Here is a 16,669-nt window from a genome sequence, read left to right on the forward strand (position 1 = left end):
GCATATTTTCCCTTGGCAGTAGACGAACTCGACGCCACGCGGCTAAAGCGACGAGAAATGTGCGGCTCGACGGAGAGATAAGCGCTCATTGCCCCCGTTCCCGCATGATTTCGTGATCATGGTCGACCGGCAGACGGGCAGGGCGCAATGGACGATGACAAAGCAACAATCCCTCTGAAAAATCCGCCTGCGTGCCAAATGCTGAAACCATGTTCCTGATCCAAACAAGACATGTGCCCGGCAACGGGTTGCCGGCCACGATTGGCAATCAAAGCCATGAAGGTCAGCAGGCGGAGAGGCTCAAGCCTATTCCGCGGCAGCCTTTTTGGGCACAGCCTTTTTCGGGCGCTTTTTTGTCTGATCCGGTGTCGTGGAAGCGGCAGCAGCGGGTGTCTTGGCCTTGGTCTCGGCCTTCTTAGCCGGAGCAGCCTTCACCGCGGAAGACTTCGAAGATGCGGGCTTTGCCGCCTTGGGAGCCGCTGTCTTGGCAGCGGGCTTTTTCGCCTTTGCGGCAGCTTTCACTGCGGGGGCCATTGCTTCGGGAGGTTTCACGCCGGAGGACTTGCGTCCGGACTTGCTTTTTTCCGAGCCCTTCTCCGTGGCTGCCGGCTTGAGCAGGGCATATTCGAGCTTCGCCCGTTCCCAGTGCTCCTGATCCTTGCCGGAGGGATAGCCCTCCTGTTCCCACAATTCGTAGGCTCTATGCTTTATCCATTGTTCTTCTGAGGCCGCCATCGTCGTCTCCTTCGCCCAAACAACAAAACGCGTGCAATGCGGTAAAGTTCCACGAAAATATTACGAACCGCAACGTCCCGTGAGTGACGTGGCGGAAAATCTTCTCCGGCCCAGGAACTTTCCCGATTGATCGAGGTTTCCGTTTCAGGGAAGGAGACACTCACAATGCAGAACTACTGCGATATCATGCCTCATGTGACCGGGTGGGTCTACGTGATTGATGGCGTTCAATCCGCGTCATCCTATCACACTTACGAACTGGCACTCGAAGCTGCCCGTACGCAGCTTCGCAGCCACGGCGGCTATGAAACGAAGATCTTTCGCCGCCAGGGATTGAACGGCAACATGACGCTGATCCAGTCGGTCAGCGCGATACAGCCGAACAATTCCGGGGTGGTTGCGCACCGCTGAGCAGATCAGTTTGCCAGAGAATAAAAAGCCCGGCATCGCCGGGCTTTTCCATTTCAGCTGTTTGGAGAGATGGTCGTCATGCCGCCTTCTTCGCCGCAACGTTGACGGCGCTCTCGGCAAGGCCGGTCAGAAGGTCGTCGGTTTTCGACTCCTCCTTCAGCGTTTCCTCGAGAAGCTTTGCCGCATCCTTCAGTCCGAGTTGCCCGGCCCAGGCACGCAGCGTGCCATAGCGGCTGATCTCGTAGTGTTCGACAGCCTGGGCTGCGGCGAGAAGGCCGGCATCGAGCGCCGGCGTGCCCTTGAATTCCTCCAGAATCTCTTCGCCCTCTGACAAGATGCCCTCGATCGCGTCGCAGGTCTTTCCCTGGGCGCGCTTGCCGATGAGTTCGAACACCTGCTTCAGCCGTTCGATCTGACCTTCCGTCTCTTCCTTGTGGGTTTCGAAGGCCGCCTTCAGTTTCGGGTCCTGCGCGCCGCGGGCCATCTTCGGCAGCGCCTTCACGATCTGCCGTTCGGCATAGTAGATATCTTTGAGCGTCTCGTAGAACAGATCGTTCAGCGTCTTGGTCGCCATGTCAGTCTCTCCCTATTCGTCATTCGTTGGAAGGTTGCGACCGTCTAACCGGGCGTGGGGAGTAAAGTTCCTGAAGCCGGCAGGGCGTAATCGGCTTGGTACGGAACCGAACGTAGTGGCGGCGGTTTATCCAGGGTGCCGCGCAGCCTGCGGCCGACAGAAGACAGGTGACTGGTGATGGAAGAACAGCTGAAGATCTATCGTCTCGTACCGGCCGCGGCCAGCGACGATCCGGCGTGGCAGAATTCCCCGCCGCAGGGCGAGGTCGTCGTCCGCGCTAGGACGGCAGGTGATGCGCGGCTCGTCGCCAGCGAGGCCGAGCTCGACTTCACCGAGATCGACGCATCGCCGGCCGAAGGCAATTCGACAAGAGATGCAAGCGCGTTCCGCAACGACAAGCTCTATACGGTGATCGAGGATACAAGTGGACGGTTCGGCGCGGACGGTGCGCGGGAGATCGTCGAGGGCCGCGCGCGGATCGACACGATCGTGCCGATGCAACGGTAGCAATCAAAGCTCGGGAATGCGAGAGGCGGTCGGTGGAGGCTGCGGCCTCAGCCGCTCATCTTGTCGTTCAGGGCATCCTGCAGCTTGCGCGCAAGCTCCAGCAGGCGATCGGGAACTTCTTCCTTCTCGATCTCCGTTAGCAATACCGAGACCTTGCCACTGACGCGACGTCCCATTCTTGCCTCTCGCTCATCAACCTGAGCGCCCTGTTTCGCCATCCCGACCTCTGAAGTACGCGGTGCCCAGTTGGCAACCGTAACCCAGTCCTGAACCCTACTTTAGACATCAATACAGCAAGTTCGTCATCTTCGGAAATCCCGAAAATGTCACAGATGAATACAAACGGATGCAAACGGAGAAGGGCGGCTCCGTTTTACCGGATCCGCCCGTTTTCAAACTCGATCGGCAACTGTCTCGGCCCTGGCAATTCTAGTGCTTGGGCGGCTTCGGCGTGCCGGCGGGAATGGAGGTGGTCGTCGTCGAGACGGGATCGCTCGCCGGGAATGTTTCCTCCAGGCCCTCGTTCAGCTGCTCGTCCAGCTCTGCCTTCCTGCCCTTTGTCCGCGCCGATTCCTCGGTGTTCTTCGTCTTGCGGTCATGATCGGGGTTCGGCGTGCTGTTGGTACCCATGGTCCTGTCTCCTCGAATTGCTTCGGTCAAAACGAGCAGCCGCCAAGCTTTGTTCCGGAACCAAGCCTCGGTGCGAAGGGTTATCGGCACAGTTTGGAAATAGGAGGCATCCCTCGTGGCGCCGCGGCCGTTCTGGAAAGGCTATCTCAAGCTTTCGCTCGTCACCTGCAAGGTGACGATGACGCCGGCCGTTTCGGAAGGCGCCAAGGTCCGTTTCCATAACATCAACGCCAAGACCCATAATCGGGTGCTCAACCAGTATGTCGATGCCGTCACCGGCAAGCCGGTCGATGATGACGACCAGGTGAAGGGCTACGAGAAGGGTGAGAACGACTATGTGCTGCTCGAGGATGACGAGATCGAGGATGTCGGCCTGGAAAGCACCCGCACGATCGATATCGAGACCTTCGTTTCCGCGGATTCGATCGGCTGGGTCTGGTACGACCGGCCGCATTACCTGGCGCCGGACGACGAGGTGAGCGCGGAAGCCTTTGCTGTCATCCGCGAGGCGATGGCAAAGACGAGGACCGCCGGCATTGCGCGGCTGGTCATGTACCGCCGCGAACGCGCCGTGCTGCTGCTCCCCAAGGACAAGGGCATCGTCGTGTGGACGCTGCGTTATGGCGACGAGGTGCGCGATGCCGAGGATTATGCGGCCGCGAAGCCGAAGACCAAGGTCGCGCCCGACCAGCTGAAACTGATGAAGAAGGTGATCGACGCCCAGACCGCCAAATGGGACCCGTCCATGGCCGAGGATCCGGTTCAGGACAAGCTTCTCGCCATGATCGCCAAGCGCAAGAAGGGCCGCAAAACGAAGAAGGTCGAGGACAAGGCGCCGGAGCGCAAGAGCAATGTCATCGACATTACCGCCGCCCTAAAGAAGAGCCTGGAGGCGGAACGCAAGTCGCCGCGGAAATAGGCGAACCCGGAAAATGCGGCCGGCGGCGGGAACCGACGTCGCGGAAGCCCGCATTCTCCGTCGCGGTCGCCGAATGCCCGGCTGATACGGACAAGGACGTAGGAAGGGTGAGGGCCTGCGTCCGTGCCATGGGCAAAAGACGATGCTTGGACCATCCGAACGATCATCTGGAAACCTGCCCCGAGGCCCCCGAAGATAGAGGTCGGGCGGCGCTGTTCCGCGATCCTAATCTGTCGGGGGACAAGATGGTTATGATGGCAAGTGTTGTGCCGCCTCGGATCCGGATGTGGAGCCGGGCGATCCGCGATTGGCGCAATGGCGAACCGGAACTGCACATCCTCGGGAAATTGTGTCCGCCGGACCAGATCGCCCTTGATATCGGTGCAAATTGCGGCGTCTATTCCTGGTATCTGCGCCGGCATGCCCGCAACGTGATCGCCTTCGAACCTCAGCCCGACATGGCGGATTTTCTCAAGGCTGCCTTCGGCTCGTCGGTCCAGGTCGAACTCGTGGCGCTTTCGGACACGGCCGGCATGGCGAAAATGCGCATTCCCTGTGAACGCTACATGGGCGGCTGCGCGACGATCGAGGAGGAGAACACGCTCTCCAGCTACAAGGTGCGGGAGATCTCCGTGCCGATGCGCCGCCTGGACGGCTACGATCTCGGCAAGGTCGGCTTCATCAAGGTCGATGTCGAGGGGCATGAACTGAAGGTTCTCAAAGGCGCCGAAGCGGTGCTGCGGCGGGATCGCCCGAACCTGCTCATAGAGGCGGAAGACCGCCACCGTCCCAACGCCGTCACGAGCGTGATCGATTACCTGGCGCCCTTGGGATATAACGCTTATTTCCTCAAGGATGCGCGACTGAGACCCTTCTCGAACAGCGAGGCGGAAAAGCAATCCGGCCTCTACAACTACATCTTCTCGGTGCGCAGTGACCTTCACTGAACATCGCGGCCGGCGGCAAGGAAGTTATTTCTTCACTTTCATCACAGCCTGCGCCTTGCGGAAATCTGCCCATGGGTCGCTTGCCTGCTGGGCGATGCGGGCGGGCGCGTTGTTTACGGTGAAATAGTTGGGGCCGATGGCGCCGCCGAGTTCGTCCCAGGAAATAGGCATGGAAACCGGCGCGCCGGGGCGGGCGCGGGTGGAATAGGGCGCCACCGCCGTGTTGCCGCGGCCGTTCCTCAGATAGTCTATCAGAATCCTGCCCTTGCGCTTCGACTTGGTGATGGTCGATACGTATTTGTCGGGATCGTCGCCCGCCATGCCATCGGCCAGCGCCTTCATTGCCGCCTTCACCTCCGGCCATTCCGCCTTGGGTTTCAGCGGCGCCACGACATGAAGGCCCTTGCCGCCGGATGTCTTGACGAAGGCGGTCAGGCCCATGGCCTCGAAACGGCTCTTCACCTCGTGGGCGGCGGCGATCGTGGCGGTCCAGGGCACGCCGTCGCCGGGGTCGAGATCGATATTGACCATGTCCGGCTTTTCCCAGTCGTCCAGCGTCGAGCCCCAGGGATGGATTTCTAGCGTCGCACCCTGGACGAGACCGAGAAGGCCGTCGAGATCGCGGATCGAGATGTATTCGTCCGCTTTGTCTGCCGGGTCCTTAACCAGCACCGCCTTGTTGGTCATGCCCTTCCAGCCGTGCTTCTGGAAGAAAAGCTGCTTGGCCTTGCCCTCCGTGCCGATGCCATCCGGCCCGCGCAGCAGGGCGAGCGGCCGGTTGACGACGAAAGGCGCCATCAGCCGCCAGACCTCGGCATAATAGTCGGCGAGACCGGCCTTGGTCACGCCTGCATCCGGCCAGTAGAGCCGGTCGGGATGGGTAAGCGTCACCGATCGCTTCGGCGGCTTTATTGCTTCAGGTTCCGACATGCCGGTCTTCTCCCGGACGATATCCTTCGGGTCCTTGTCCTCGCGCAGACCCCGGAAGGCAGCATGCCGGATATGGGCATCTGCCGTCCAGCCGCGGAATTCCACCTCTGCCACCGAAATCGGTTCGACGAAGACGACATCTTTTCTTTCCAGCCCCGTCAGCTTTTCATCGAATGGGCTTTCATCGGTACCGATGGCCGCGAGCCTTTTGAACAGGGAGCGCGCCACGGTAGCGGAATAGCCGGTGCCGACGCGCCCGGCATGGCGCAGCTTGCCTTTTTCATAATAGCCCATGACAAGCGAGCCGATCGCCTGCTTGTCGACGGAGGAGGGGACAAAGCCGGCGACGACGAATTCCTGCCGCGCCGTGCATTTCGACTTCACCCAGTCCTTGCCGCGGCCGGATCGGTAAGGCGCGTCGGCAACCTTGGAAATGATGCCTTCGAGGCTCAGCCGGCAGGCATGTTTCAGCACCAGCCCGCCCTCATCGCCGAAATGCTCGCTGTAGCGCAGGGCGGCATCTGCGCCTGCCGTGAGCGCCTGTAGCGCCTCCTTGCGGTCGGTCAGCTTCGCACCGGTCATGTCGGCGCCGTCGAAATAAAGAAGGTCGAAGGCGAAGAAGGTGAAACGGTCGGCGACGCCCTCGCTCAGATCCTGCTGCAGCAGCGAGAAATCGGTGGCACCCGAGCCGGCCTCCACCGCCAGTTCGCCGTCGATAATAGCGTTGTCGGCCGGGAGCTTTTCCAACTCGGCAACGACGTCCCGGCCGAATTTTTCCGTCCAGTCGAGACCGGTGCGGGTCAGAAGTCGGATCGATTTCCCGTTCCTGCCGGTCTCGATGCGGGCCTGCAGCCGATAACCGTCGATCTTGACCTCGTGTATCCACCGTTTGCCCGAGGGAGCGGATTTTACCAGCGTGGCAAGCTGCGGCTCGACGAAGTCCGGCATCTTCGCCTTCTTCGAGCCCTTCACGCCTTTAGCACGGTCAACGGTGGCTTTGGCGGCTGGCTTCGTTTTGCCCTTCGCCGACTTCGCTGCGTCCTTTTTCGCCGTCGTTCCGCGTGCCGGTGCCCGGCCCCAGATTTCGTCGAGGCTCTTGCCGGTTTTCACCGAGAGCGGCAACTGGTCGAGAATATCCTCGTCGCCGTCTGCACGGGCGAACTCGTCCTCGCTCTTGATCAGCAGCCAGTTTTCGCGCTTCTCGCCATCCTTCTTCGCCATTTTGACGAGATGCCATCGGCCCTCCAGCTTCTCGCCCTTCAACTCGAATTCCATATGGCCTTTCTTGTAGGCCTTATGAGGATCGCCGATCGGCTCCCAGCTGCCCCGGTCCCACAGCATCACCGCCCCGGCGCCGTAATTGCCTTTCGGGATCATGCCTTCGAAGCCGCCGTAATCCAGCGGGTGATCCTCGACATGCACGGCCAGCCGCTTTTCCCCGGGCGACAGGCTCGGTCCGCGGGTGACCGCCCAGCTCTTCAGCACGCCGTCCATTTCCAGGCGAAAATCATAGTGCAGCCGGGTCGCGTCATGCTTCTGGATGACGAAGCTGCCGCCGCCTTTGGCCTTGCGGGCTTTTGACGCCCTTCCCTGCGGCTCGGGCGAGACCTTGAAGTTGCGCTTCTGGTTATAGGTTTCGAGCGCCATGGATCAGCTCGCCTTCTTCTGCGGCGCGGCGGCCTTGCGGGATGATGACTTTGCCGCGCTCTTCTTCGCTGCGGACTTCTTTCCGGAAGACGAGCCGGCGCTCTGGCGCAGCGCATCCATCAGGCTCGTCACCTTCTGTGGTTTCGGCGCCGGCTTCTTCTTCGGCTTGCGGCCCTCGATCTTCGCCTTGATCAGTTCGGACAGCGCCGCCTCGTAGCGGTCGTCAAATTTTTGCGGATCGAACTTGCCGCGCTTGGTGTCGATGATGTGCTTTGCGAGATTGAGCATCTCGCCCTCGATCTTGAAGCTCTTGATACCCGAAAAGATCTCCTTGGCCGGGCGCACCTCGTAGTCATAGGTCAGCGTGCTGGCCACCATGCCCTCGTCGCTCGGGCGGATGAGAAGCGTGCGCATCCGCCGGAAGAGGACAGTGCTGGCGAGTGCCGCCACCTTCTTCTCCTGCAGCGCGGCCCTGATCAGCTGGAAGGTTTCGGCGGAGGGCGTGTCTGCCGGCGCGAGGTAATAGGGACGGTCGAGGAAGATGGTGTCGATCCCGTCGCAGGGAATGAAATGCTCCATCTCCAGCGTCTTGTCGCTGTCGGGCACCGCATCCTTGATCTCATCCGGATCGAGGAAGACGTATTCGCCGCTCGAGACCTCGTAGCCCTTGACGATGTCGTCGCGGTCCACCTCGCGGCCGGTATCGGCGTCCACCATCCTGCGGCTGACGCGATTACCGGTCCGGCGGTTGATGATGTTGAAGCTGACGCGGTCGGAGGTGGAGGCGGCGGTGAAGAGCGCCACCGGGCAGCTCAGTTCGCCGATCTTCAGATAACCTTTCCAGTTCGCACGCGGGGCCACGCTCGTCCTCCTCGAAAGCCTATCAACCGGCGTACACGGTTCTTTGTTCCGTACGGTTGCGCACGCCCGTCCGACTTGCGGAACCAAATCGCAGGTACGTTCGTTTGCCACCGTCCAATCCCGCCGGAAGAGACTGAGGAGAGGTAGGCAACGGTGTCTGAGCCACAGTTGAATGGTGATCCTGCACGTGCAGACATAGTAAGGCTGATCCCGGCTCTCCGTGCTTTTGCCCGTACCTTCTGCCGCAATCCGTCGGATGCAGATGATCTCGTACAGGAAACCCTGTTGAAGGCGCTTGCCAATCTCGACAAGTTCGAGCGCGGCACGAAGCTCAAGTCGTGGCTGTTCACGATCATGCGCAACACCTTCTATACGAGGTCGAAAGTCCTGGGCCGCGAGGCGCCTGGACTGGAGGAAAACGTATCGGGCGACACGCCGATGGCGGCGACGCAGGAGATAACGGCCAGGGCGCACGAAGTGCAGCGCGCCCTGCAGAAACTGCCCCCGCATTACCGCGAGGTCCTGACCCTGGTCGCAATCCTCGGCGAGAGCTACGAGGCCGCCGCCGAGATCTGCGACTGCGCCGTCGGCACCGTCAAGAGCCGGCTCAACCGCGCGCGTCACCAGATCCTTCAAGAACTGGGCGAGGACGCCGGATAGAACCTCGAAGACGAGGACCCAAGGAGAAGATGATGAAATATATGCTTACAGCTCTCACCGCTGCGCTCATTGCCGTGCCGGGACTGGCGATGTCCCAGGATGCGCAGAAGGGGAAGGCGACCTTTACCGGAGAGGACGGGAAGGAGATTGGAACCGCCGAGTTGACCGGCACGAAATCCGGCGTGCTGATTTCGATCGACATCAACGGACTGCCGGCCGACAAATGGGTGGCGTTCCACGTCCACGAAACGGGCAGCTGCGATGCCATGACCCATTACGATTCAGCCGGCGGACACTTCAATCCGACAAAGGCTGAGCACGGCTATGAGTCCGAAAACGGTCCTCATGCGGGCGACATGCCCAACCAGTATGTTCCGGCCGATGGCACGCTGAAGGCGCAGGTCTTCAACTCGGCGGTCACGCTTGGCAAGGGCGACAACGGCATCACGGGCAGGGCGCTGATGATCCATGCCAATCCCGACGACTATTCCGGCCAGCCGGCCGGCAATGCCGGCAAGCGTCTCGCCTGCGCCGTCATCGAATAATCGAGCCTAATCGATATCGAGTTCGGGATAGTGACGAAAGATCCCGGACTCGCTGAAGCCAAGTCGCCGGGCGGAACCGAGATAGGCTTCGATATTGGGGCGCCTGGCAACCGTGTCGCGTAATGCGGCGAGTTTCGGATAATCTTTGATGGCAGCCTTCATCGCCTTCGGGAAGGCATAGGCCAGTCCCTCCATCACCTGGAACAGCGACAGATCCACATAGCTCAGCTGCTTGCCAAGTGCGAAGCCGCTCCTTGCCGGGTTTTTGGCGATGATCCGCTCGAAATAGCCCAGGAATTTCGGGATACGGTCCTTGATGAAGGCCGTGGAGCGCGCCTTGGCTTCCGCCTTCTGGTCCTCGTAATAGTCGCCGGTGCTGATCGGGTGGTGGGTGTCGTGCACTTCCGCCACGAAATCGGTGATCGTTAGCTGCAGCCCGTTGGCGAAATAGCGAGAGGCCTCGTCCTCCGGCACGAGTTCGAGTTTGGGTGCCAGATAGAGCAGTATGTTGGCGACATGGGAGATGACGAGGTCGCCGTCCTTCAGGAAGGGCGGGGCAAACGGCATCTGGTCGTGGGCGTGGCTGCCCTTGAGGAATTCCATCATCGTCTGGGCGCCGGGCGAGGTCCGCCCCTTGTCGAGATATTTGACGCCGGCATCTTCCAGCGCCAGCCGCACGAATTCACCTCGGCCCTGAATGCCGTCCCAGTAATAAAGTTCGTAAGGCATGATTGCTCCGAAATATCTATCGTCTTCAAGGATTTGACCGTCTGGTGGCCTCAAGGCGCGTCGGGCTGCAGGGGCGTTTGCAGTAGGGCGCGGCGATGGCTGGTGAATTAAACATATAGCCTGTTGGCGATTTTCAAGGCTGCGCCCATCGCGCCCTGATTGCGGAGGATTGCCGGCCGCTGGGATGATCCTGTTGTTTTCAACCCTCGATCCTCTGTCCTTTCCATGTCTTCAGCCTAAATTACCCCGCAGAGTGGATCCCACGGCGCGACAAAGACGCCATCCAGCGTCGCCGGGGAGGTAGGCGGGGTCTCTCTGGCAGCATTGTTCTGTTCCAGACGGGGTTTTTCATGGCTATTCGCATTACCGCAATCATCATCGCGCTGATGGGCATCGCGCTCGCGCTGGGCGGGGGTTATCTGCTGTCGCTCGGCGGCAGCGCCTATTATCTGCTCTGCGGTCTCGGCTTTTTCCTTACCGCCGTGCTGCTCTTCGCGCGCAAGGCGCTGGCGCTGCACCTCTATGCGGTCATCGTCATCGCCTCGCTCGTCTGGGCGATCTGGGAAGTGGGTCTCGACTGGTGGCAGCTCGGCCCGCGGGGCGGGGTGGTCATCCTCATCGGCCTGTGGCTGCTGACACCGTGGATCCGCCGGCCGCTTGGCTTCATCAGCCCGACCGGCGCCCGCTACGGCGCGACTGCGAAGCCGCTTCTTGCGGCCGTCGCCCTGTCGATCGTGGTTGCAGTCGTCTCGATGTTCTTCGACCCGCTCGACCAGAGCGGCGACCTGCCGGAAGAGAAGGTTGCGGCGGCACCCGCGCTCGGCGGCAATGTGCCGGATGGCGAGTGGCATCAGTATGGCCGCACACCCTATGGCCAGCGCTATTCGCCGCTCGACCAGATCAATGTCGAGAATGTCGCGGATCTCCAGGAAGTCTGGCGCTACCAGACCGGTGACGTCAAGCTGCCCGACGATGTCGGCGAGACCACCTATCAGGTGACGCCGCTGAAGGTTGGCAACAACCTCTATCTCTGCACGCCTCACAACTGGGCGATCGCCATCGACGCCACGACCGGCAAGCAGGTCTGGAAATACGACAGCAATTCCGGCATGAACCCCGACCGCCAGCACCAGACCTGCCGCGGCGTCAGCTATTACAAGGACCAAGCGGCCGCCGCCGGCACGCCTTGCGCCGAACGTGTCTACCTGCCGACCTCGGATGCGCGGCTCATCGCGCTCGATGCGGCCAACGGCCAGGTGTGCCCGTCATTCGCCGACAACGGCACGCTGCAGCTTGAAACCGGCATGCCGCACAAGCCGGCCGGTTACTACTATTCCACGTCTCCGCCGGTCATCGTCGGCAACAAGATCATCATCGGTGGCGCCGTCAACGACAACTATTCGACCGAGGAACAGTCCGGCGTCATCCGCGCCTTCGACGTCAATTCCGGCGAACTGATCTGGAACTGGGATTCGGGCAATCCGACCCAGACCCAGCCGCTGCCGGAAGGCCAGACCTACACGACGAACTCTCCCAACAGCTGGTCCGTCCTGTCGGTCGACGAGGCGCTCGGCCTCGTCTATGTGCCGCTCGGCAACCAGGTGCCCGACCAGCTCGGCATGGGCCGGTCGGAAAATGTCGAGAAATACTCGTCGTCCATCGTCGCGCTCGACATCAACACCGGGGCCGACCGCTGGGTGCGCCAGACCGTGCATCACGATCTCTGGGACATGGACGTACCGGCCCAGCCGGTGCTGCTCGACATCACCAAGTCTGACAATTCGGTCGTCCCGGCGCTCGTCGGCCCGACCAAGCAGGGCGATATCTACGTGCTCGACCGGCGCACCGGCGAACCGATCATCCCGGTCACCGAACAGCCGGCGCCGGGCGGCACGATCCCCGAGGATCACGCCTCGCCGACCCAGCCCATCTCGGCGCTCAACTTCCGGCCGCGCACGCTTGAAGGCCGTGACATGTGGGGCGTCACCATGTTCGACCAGATGGTGTGCCGCATCCGGCTCGAAGAGATGAATTACGAAGGGCAGTATACGCCCCCGTCGCTCAACGGCACGATCGTCTATCCGGGCAATTTCGGCACGTTCAACTGGGGTTCGGTCGCCGTCGATCCCGAGCGGATGGTGATGTTCGGCATGCCGACCTATCTCGCCTTCACCTCCAAGCTCGTTCCACGCGCCGACATTCCGCCGAAGGGCCAGGACGAAAAGGGTTCGGAACAGGGGCTGAACCGCAATGATGGCGCGCCCTACGGCGTCTTCATGGGGCCGTTCCTCGGTCCGCTGAACATTCCCTGCCAGGCGCCGCCATGGGGTTATGTCTCCGGCGTCGACCTGCGCACCGGCAAGATCGCCTACAAGCATCGCAACGGTACCGTGCGCGACATGACGCCCCTGCCGCTGCCGTTCAAGGTCGGCGTCCCGGGCATCGGCGGTCCGATGATCACCAAGGGCGGCGTCGCCTTCCTCGGTGCAGCGGTCGACGATTACCTACGCGCCTACGACCTGACGGACGGCAAGCAGCTCTGGGAAGCCCGCCTTCCGGCTGGCGGCCAGGCGACGCCGATGAGCTATGCGGTGGAAGACGGCCGCCAGTTCGTCGTCATCGTTGCCGGCGGCCACGGATCGGTCGGCACGAAGCCGGGCGATTACGTGATCGCCTACGCGCTGCCGCGGTAAAACAACAAGGTGCTGCGGCAGTCCGGCCGCAGCACCTTCTCCGCGACGATCTCACAACGCGATGAAGATTACGGCTGTAACTCGATCGGCCGCCAGGCGAGGCCGATCTTAATGCGGCGTTAACCATTTGACGGCAGAAATCCGCATACTTAAGGTTGAGCAGATTTCAAGAATCATCTTCCGCTATCGCATGAAGCCTTAGCCACCTGCCGCGCCATCCATCAAGGATCGGAATGACGTGCAAGAGGATATGCGATGACCTTTATTGCCGGTACCAATTCCGCCGCACTGCTCATCCTGACGCAGGCGAATTCCGTAAACTCTCCCGAAAATGAAAAAGCCCGCTCCGACACTCTTGTCGCTGTGGCGAATGGCGTCGGCGGCAAGGTCGGCGCCTCCCTTCAGCCAGGTCAGGCCGAATCCAAGATCTCCGAAGCAATGTTCAGCGTGAACAACGTGAACATAAACAAGCTCAAGCTCGATCTCATCGACCGCGCGGCGACGGCTCTCGGCTTCGACGAAAGCGATTATGAGACCAGAGGACAATTCGTCTCGGCGATGAGGGTGGAGCTCGTCAAGATAGCGGCGGATGAAGGTGGCGAACAGAAAATCGCGGCCATGGAGAAAAAGCTCGGCCTCGACAAGCTCGGTGTTTCGTTGATGGATGTCGTGTCGAGCGCACGCAATCCGGAAGCGAATGACAGGGTGACGCAGGCGCTGGAAGAGCGGGAAGGCGTAGATAAGGAAAAGGATGAGAAGAAGGACGAGCGTGATGACGATACGCCGTCATCCTTCCAGCCTGACGAGATGGGCATCTACGGTGGCTCTGTCCTGTAGCGCCTCAAGCGGAAGCGATGCTGGGGAGAGAGACGCCTGACCTATCCGATCTCCCTCAATCCGTCGTCCGAGCCTGCCTATCGCAATGCGACGCGCCTGCTGAGCATGGTGCACGAGCTTCACAAGGCGGGCTATCAGCGGATCCGCTTCATCTCGGGCATGGCGCCCAGTGGCGTCCACTGGCGCTGTTCCATTACCCATGCCGGCAATATCGCCGCCGATGGGCTTCGTTTGCGTGAAGCCGGCGATCCGGCCCTCGTGGCATCCTATTCAACCGGCGCGGGTGATCGGTATTTCGATTGGCCGGCCGCGCGGCGCGCGAGCTCGGCATGATGTTCCTTGAGCGCTTCCCGCATGTCGCGGAAAAAGGCGCCGGTCGTGACTGGGCCTATGCCGGCTGGTTGATGGAAATGCTAGGGCGGGCGGAGCGAGACCATGGGCTTCCGGTTTTCTTCGCCGATTATCCGCTCAGTCCCAATGCGGCAGATCTGCCGCCGGTGCCGAATCCTGACTAGCGAAACGCCCGATGGCCTGCACGGTCTCCGTCAGATCCCGCGCGGCATCTGATCATCCCCGGTGACCTTGATGTCGTTCTTCACCTCGGTCACGCCCTCGACGCTGCGGGCCACTTCCTCGGCGCGCGCGAGCTCCTGCTGGCGCGCCACCACGCCGGTCAGGGTGATCGTCGAGCCGCTGGCCGTAACGGCCACGTCGGTCGCCTCGATCCCGCCGGCAGAGGCAAGCGCGTCGGAAACGGCGCCTTCGAGCACTGCATGGGCGGGAAATTCGATCTCGATTTCGGGTGGGGTCTCGTGAAACTGCTGGTGCTTGAAGACCATGTCCGTTCTCCCTTGTCTGAACGAGAAGAACAACGCGCATCGGCGCCCATGGTTCAGATGAGCCACCGATTCAGATGGTTCGGGTAACGCAGGCTCAGCCGGCCGAGCCGGTCACGCTTGAGATTATGTCGCTCAGCTGCGTCTGGCTGAAGGGCTTGGGCAGGCGGGGCAGGTGGTTGCCGCTGCCGTCGGGCAGTTCGGCATAGCCTGTCGCGAGCACGACCGGCAGGCCCGGCCATTCGCGGGCGATCTCGGCTGCCAGCTCGGCACCGGTCATGCGCGGCATGGAATGGTCGGTGATGACGAGGTCGATGCCGTTGTCGGCTGCCTTCAGCGCGGTCAGCGCCTCGGGGCCGCTATAGGCCTCTGTCACCTGGTGGCCGAGATCCTCCAGCATCATCGTCGTGTTCATCAGCACCAGCGCGTCGTCATCGACGGCCAGGACCTTAAGCGGACGGTCGCCGATCTTCTGCGATGTGTCGGAGGACGCGGCCTTCTCGTTCGGGCAATCCTCCTCATCCACCGTCGGGAGAAACAGCGAGATGGTCGTGCCTTCGCCCTTCACGCTGTCGATCGACAGCATGCCGCCCGATTGTTCCGTCAGTCCCTGCACCATCGATAACCCCAGTCCTGTTCCCTTGCCGATCCCCTTGGTGGTGAAGAACGGCGTCGCGGCACGCGCCACCGTCTCGGGGTCCATGCCCTCGCCGGTATCACGTACGTATATTCGCAGATAGTCGCCCTGACGCAATTTACCACCGTCTTCGGCAACATCATGGCGCTTGGCACTGATGATAATCACACCGCCGTGCGTCAGCGTCTGCAGCATGGCGTCGCGGGCATTGACGACCAGATTGAGGATCGCCGTCTCCAGCTGCACCGCATCGGTCAGCACCTTGGGCAACTCGCCCCGAAAATCCGTCTCTATCCTCAGCGAGGAGCCGAGCGAGCGCTCGAGGAAGTCCATCATGCCGGCTACCAGTGCCGGAACGTCGACCGGTGTCATGTTGAGTTCCTGTCGGCGCGAGAAGGCCAGCATGCGCTGGGTCAGCGCCGCGCCGCGTTCGGCTCCCTGCAGGGCGTTCAGCAGAAGCGGTGTCAGCGACGGGTCGTCGGGCATGCGCTTTCGCAGCATTTCGAGGCTGCCCATGATCGCCATCAGGAGGTTGTTGAAGTCATGGGCGATGCCGCCGGTCAGCTGGCCGATCGCCTCCATCTTCTGCGCCTGGAACAGTTCCTCGCGGGTTTTCGCCAGCGCCTTCTGCGCCTCCACCTTCTCGGTCACGTCGCGGGTGATCTTGGCATAGCCCAGAAGCTGGCCGGTCTCGTCGCGGATGGCGTCGATCACCACATGCGCCCAGAAGGTCGTGCCGTCCTTGCGCTGGCGCAGGCCCTCGCGCTCGACGCGGCCATCGCGCCGGGCGATGTCGAGATTGCGGGCCGGCTCTCCCTTCTTCTGGTCTTCCGGCGTATAGAAGCGGGAGAAATGGCTGCCGATCGCATCCTCGGCCGTATAGCCCTTGATCCTTGCTGCGCCGGCATTCCAGTTGGTCACGTGACCGCCCGGGTCCAGCATGTAGAGCGCGTAGTCGGTCACGCCGTTGACGAGAAGCTGGAACTTCTCCTCGCTCAGCCGCAGTTCGGTTTGCGCCTTCTTGCGCTCGGTCAGGTCGCGGGTAACCTTGGCAAAGCCGAGCAGATGCCCGGTGCGATCCCAGATCGGGTCGATGATCACATGAGCCCAGAAAGTCGTGCCGTCCTTACGGACGCGAAGGCCCTCATGCTCGAAACGACCATTGGTCATGGCTGTTTCAAGCGCTTTTTCAGGCATGCGGGCGAGGCGGTCCTCGTTGGTGTAGAAGCGGGAAAAATGCTCGCCGAGAATTTCGGCGGCTTCATAGCCCTTGAAGCGCTGCGCGCCAGCGTTCCAGCTCGCGATCTTGCCCGATGGGTCTAGCATGTAGATGGCATAGTCGGTGATGGCGTCGACGAGAAGACGATAGCGTTCCTGATCGAGCAGCGAAACTTCCTGTCTTTTTATCATGCAATGCGTGCCCCCTCCGCTCCGCCCCGAGCGACAACCCAATCTAATGCACGAACGTGACCTTTGTTCCATGCCAGACGGGCACATTAGAAACAATGAAAACACGGAGAAATGGTTGACAAGAGGATGCTCACGATTTACGACTGACGAAAATTGAAAAT

19 protein-coding genes are annotated in these 16,669 nt (G+C 61.4%); 10 read left to right on the forward strand and 9 right to left on the reverse strand.

All coding sequences use genetic code 11. The features are described from left to right. Window positions 1-306: 306 nt before the first annotated feature. On the reverse strand, window positions 307-735 hold the full coding sequence (locus BM216_RS11015) for a DUF2934 domain-containing protein (RefSeq protein ID WP_092999004.1): 429 nt from the start codon (window positions 733-735) through the stop codon (window positions 307-309). 165 nt (window positions 736-900) lie between these two features. Between BM216_RS11015 and BM216_RS11020 the strand changes: the two genes are divergently transcribed. After that, window positions 901-1,146, forward strand: a complete 246-nt coding sequence (locus BM216_RS11020) for a DUF2188 domain-containing protein (RefSeq protein ID WP_092999006.1) — start codon at window positions 901-903, stop codon at window positions 1,144-1,146. Between the two features lie 76 nt (window positions 1,147-1,222). Here the strand turns inward: BM216_RS11020 and BM216_RS11025 are convergent, their stop codons facing one another. Continuing rightward, window positions 1,223-1,720: a YciE/YciF ferroxidase family protein gene (locus BM216_RS11025; RefSeq protein WP_092999008.1), complete on the reverse strand. Its 498-nt coding sequence runs from the start codon at window positions 1,718-1,720 to the stop codon at window positions 1,223-1,225. A 177-nt stretch (window positions 1,721-1,897) separates the two neighbouring features. On the opposite strand from BM216_RS11025, the gene BM216_RS11030 reads away from it, so the two are divergent. Continuing rightward, window positions 1,898-2,227, forward strand: coding sequence for a hypothetical protein (locus tag BM216_RS11030; protein ID WP_092999010.1), 330 nt, complete (start codon window positions 1,898-1,900; stop codon window positions 2,225-2,227). A gap of 47 nt (window positions 2,228-2,274) precedes the next feature. Here BM216_RS11030 and BM216_RS35010 read toward each other — a convergent pair whose 3' ends face one another. After that, window positions 2,275-2,403 carry a hypothetical protein gene (locus BM216_RS35010; RefSeq protein ID WP_280141675.1) on the reverse strand — a complete coding sequence of 43 codons (129 nt, stop codon included), beginning with the start codon at window positions 2,401-2,403 and terminating at the stop codon, window positions 2,275-2,277. A 253-nt stretch (window positions 2,404-2,656) separates the two neighbouring features. Next, a complete protein-coding gene (locus tag BM216_RS11035; RefSeq protein ID WP_092999012.1) occupies window positions 2,657-2,857 on the reverse strand; it encodes a hypothetical protein in 201 nt (66 codons plus the stop codon). 115 nt (window positions 2,858-2,972) lie between these two features. On the opposite strand from BM216_RS11035, the gene BM216_RS11040 reads away from it, so the two are divergent. Further along, window positions 2,973-3,776 carry a non-homologous end joining protein Ku gene (locus BM216_RS11040; RefSeq protein WP_092999014.1) on the forward strand — a complete coding sequence of 268 codons (804 nt, stop codon included), beginning with the start codon at window positions 2,973-2,975 and terminating at the stop codon, window positions 3,774-3,776. Window positions 3,777-4,021: 245 nt separating this feature from the next. Continuing rightward, on the forward strand, window positions 4,022-4,723 hold the full coding sequence (locus tag BM216_RS11045) for an FkbM family methyltransferase (RefSeq protein WP_092999389.1): 702 nt from the start codon (window positions 4,022-4,024) through the stop codon (window positions 4,721-4,723). A gap of 24 nt (window positions 4,724-4,747) precedes the next feature. On the opposite strand, the gene ligD is transcribed toward BM216_RS11045, so the two are convergent. Both ligD and BM216_RS11055 read right to left on the reverse strand, forming a co-directional pair. Next, entirely contained in the window at window positions 4,748-7,300 is a 2,553-nt protein-coding gene (gene ligD, locus BM216_RS11050) for a DNA ligase D (protein WP_092999016.1), read from the reverse strand. A gap of 3 nt (window positions 7,301-7,303) precedes the next feature. After that, the gene (locus BM216_RS11055; RefSeq protein ID WP_092999018.1) at window positions 7,304-8,161 is read right to left on the reverse strand and encodes a non-homologous end joining protein Ku; all 858 of its coding nucleotides are present in this window, start codon (window positions 8,159-8,161) and stop codon (window positions 7,304-7,306) included. 153 nt (window positions 8,162-8,314) lie between these two features. Between BM216_RS11055 and BM216_RS11060 the strand changes: the two genes are divergently transcribed. After that, window positions 8,315-8,821, forward strand: a complete 507-nt coding sequence (locus BM216_RS11060; protein WP_244530148.1) for a sigma-70 family RNA polymerase sigma factor — start codon at window positions 8,315-8,317, stop codon at window positions 8,819-8,821. Window positions 8,822-8,853: 32 nt separating this feature from the next. Further along, entirely contained in the window at window positions 8,854-9,366 is a 513-nt protein-coding gene (locus BM216_RS11065) for a superoxide dismutase family protein (RefSeq protein ID WP_092999022.1), read from the forward strand. 6 nt (window positions 9,367-9,372) lie between these two features. On the opposite strand, the gene BM216_RS11070 is transcribed toward BM216_RS11065, so the two are convergent. Further along, window positions 9,373-10,095 carry a glutathione S-transferase gene (locus tag BM216_RS11070; RefSeq protein ID WP_092999024.1) on the reverse strand — a complete coding sequence of 241 codons (723 nt, stop codon included), beginning with the start codon at window positions 10,093-10,095 and terminating at the stop codon, window positions 9,373-9,375. A 350-nt stretch (window positions 10,096-10,445) separates the two neighbouring features. Between BM216_RS11070 and BM216_RS11075 the strand changes: the two genes are divergently transcribed. The 4 genes from BM216_RS11075 (at window position 10,446) to BM216_RS11090 (ending at window position 14,140) form a co-directional block, all read left to right on the forward strand. Further along, complete coding sequence (locus tag BM216_RS11075) at window positions 10,446-12,788, forward strand: glucose/quinate/shikimate family membrane-bound PQQ-dependent dehydrogenase (RefSeq protein ID WP_092999026.1); 2,343 nt, start codon at window positions 10,446-10,448, stop codon at window positions 12,786-12,788. Window positions 12,789-13,043: 255 nt separating this feature from the next. After that, complete coding sequence (locus tag BM216_RS11080; RefSeq protein WP_092999028.1) at window positions 13,044-13,625, forward strand: hypothetical protein; 582 nt, start codon at window positions 13,044-13,046, stop codon at window positions 13,623-13,625. Between the two features lie 105 nt (window positions 13,626-13,730). Then, complete coding sequence (locus tag BM216_RS11085; protein WP_092999030.1) at window positions 13,731-13,958, forward strand: hypothetical protein; 228 nt, start codon at window positions 13,731-13,733, stop codon at window positions 13,956-13,958. After that, window positions 13,955-14,140 (forward strand): hypothetical protein, encoded by a 186-nt coding sequence (locus tag BM216_RS11090; protein WP_143102764.1) that lies wholly within the window; start codon window positions 13,955-13,957, stop codon window positions 14,138-14,140. Before BM216_RS11085 ends, BM216_RS11090 begins: the two co-directional genes overlap by 4 nt. A gap of 30 nt (window positions 14,141-14,170) precedes the next feature. Here the strand turns inward: BM216_RS11090 and BM216_RS11095 are convergent, their stop codons facing one another. Then, a complete protein-coding gene (locus BM216_RS11095) occupies window positions 14,171-14,464 on the reverse strand; it encodes a BON domain-containing protein (protein WP_092999034.1) in 294 nt (97 codons plus the stop codon). Between the two features lie 94 nt (window positions 14,465-14,558). After that, window positions 14,559-16,508, reverse strand: coding sequence for a hybrid sensor histidine kinase/response regulator (locus BM216_RS11100; RefSeq protein ID WP_092999036.1), 1,950 nt, complete (start codon window positions 16,506-16,508; stop codon window positions 14,559-14,561). Window positions 16,509-16,669 lie beyond the last annotated feature (161 nt).

This window comes from Rhizobium sp. NFR07 (assembly GCF_900111905.1).
Taxonomy (GTDB): domain Bacteria; phylum Pseudomonadota; class Alphaproteobacteria; order Rhizobiales; family Rhizobiaceae; genus Neorhizobium.

Coding starts and splice junctions, on each gene's coding strand:
- BM216_RS11015 (WP_092999004.1), bottom strand. CDS start 735: ATGGCGGCCTCAGAAGAACAATGGATAAAGCATAGAGCCTACGAATTG.
- BM216_RS11020 (WP_092999006.1), top strand. CDS start 901: ATGCAGAACTACTGCGATATCATGCCTCATGTGACCGGGTGGGTCTAC.
- BM216_RS11025 (WP_092999008.1), bottom strand. CDS start 1,720: ATGGCGACCAAGACGCTGAACGATCTGTTCTACGAGACGCTCAAAGAT.
- BM216_RS11030 (WP_092999010.1), top strand. CDS start 1,898: ATGGAAGAACAGCTGAAGATCTATCGTCTCGTACCGGCCGCGGCCAGC.
- BM216_RS35010 (WP_280141675.1), bottom strand. CDS start 2,403: ATGGGACGTCGCGTCAGTGGCAAGGTCTCGGTATTGCTAACGGAGATC.
- BM216_RS11035 (WP_092999012.1), bottom strand. CDS start 2,857: ATGGGTACCAACAGCACGCCGAACCCCGATCATGACCGCAAGACGAAG.
- BM216_RS11045 (WP_092999389.1), top strand. CDS start 4,022: ATGGTTATGATGGCAAGTGTTGTGCCGCCTCGGATCCGGATGTGGAGC.
- ligD (WP_092999016.1), bottom strand. CDS start 7,300: ATGGCGCTCGAAACCTATAACCAGAAGCGCAACTTCAAGGTCTCGCCC.
- BM216_RS11065 (WP_092999022.1), top strand. CDS start 8,854: ATGAAATATATGCTTACAGCTCTCACCGCTGCGCTCATTGCCGTGCCG.
- BM216_RS11070 (WP_092999024.1), bottom strand. CDS start 10,095: ATGCCTTACGAACTTTATTACTGGGACGGCATTCAGGGCCGAGGTGAA.
- BM216_RS11075 (WP_092999026.1), top strand. CDS start 10,446: ATGGCTATTCGCATTACCGCAATCATCATCGCGCTGATGGGCATCGCG.
- BM216_RS11080 (WP_092999028.1), top strand. CDS start 13,044: ATGACCTTTATTGCCGGTACCAATTCCGCCGCACTGCTCATCCTGACG.
- BM216_RS11085 (WP_092999030.1), top strand. CDS start 13,731: ATGGTGCACGAGCTTCACAAGGCGGGCTATCAGCGGATCCGCTTCATC.
- BM216_RS11090 (WP_143102764.1), top strand. CDS start 13,955: ATGATGTTCCTTGAGCGCTTCCCGCATGTCGCGGAAAAAGGCGCCGGT.
- BM216_RS11095 (WP_092999034.1), bottom strand. CDS start 14,464: ATGGTCTTCAAGCACCAGCAGTTTCACGAGACCCCACCCGAAATCGAG.
- BM216_RS11100 (WP_092999036.1), bottom strand. CDS start 16,508: ATGATAAAAAGACAGGAAGTTTCGCTGCTCGATCAGGAACGCTATCGT.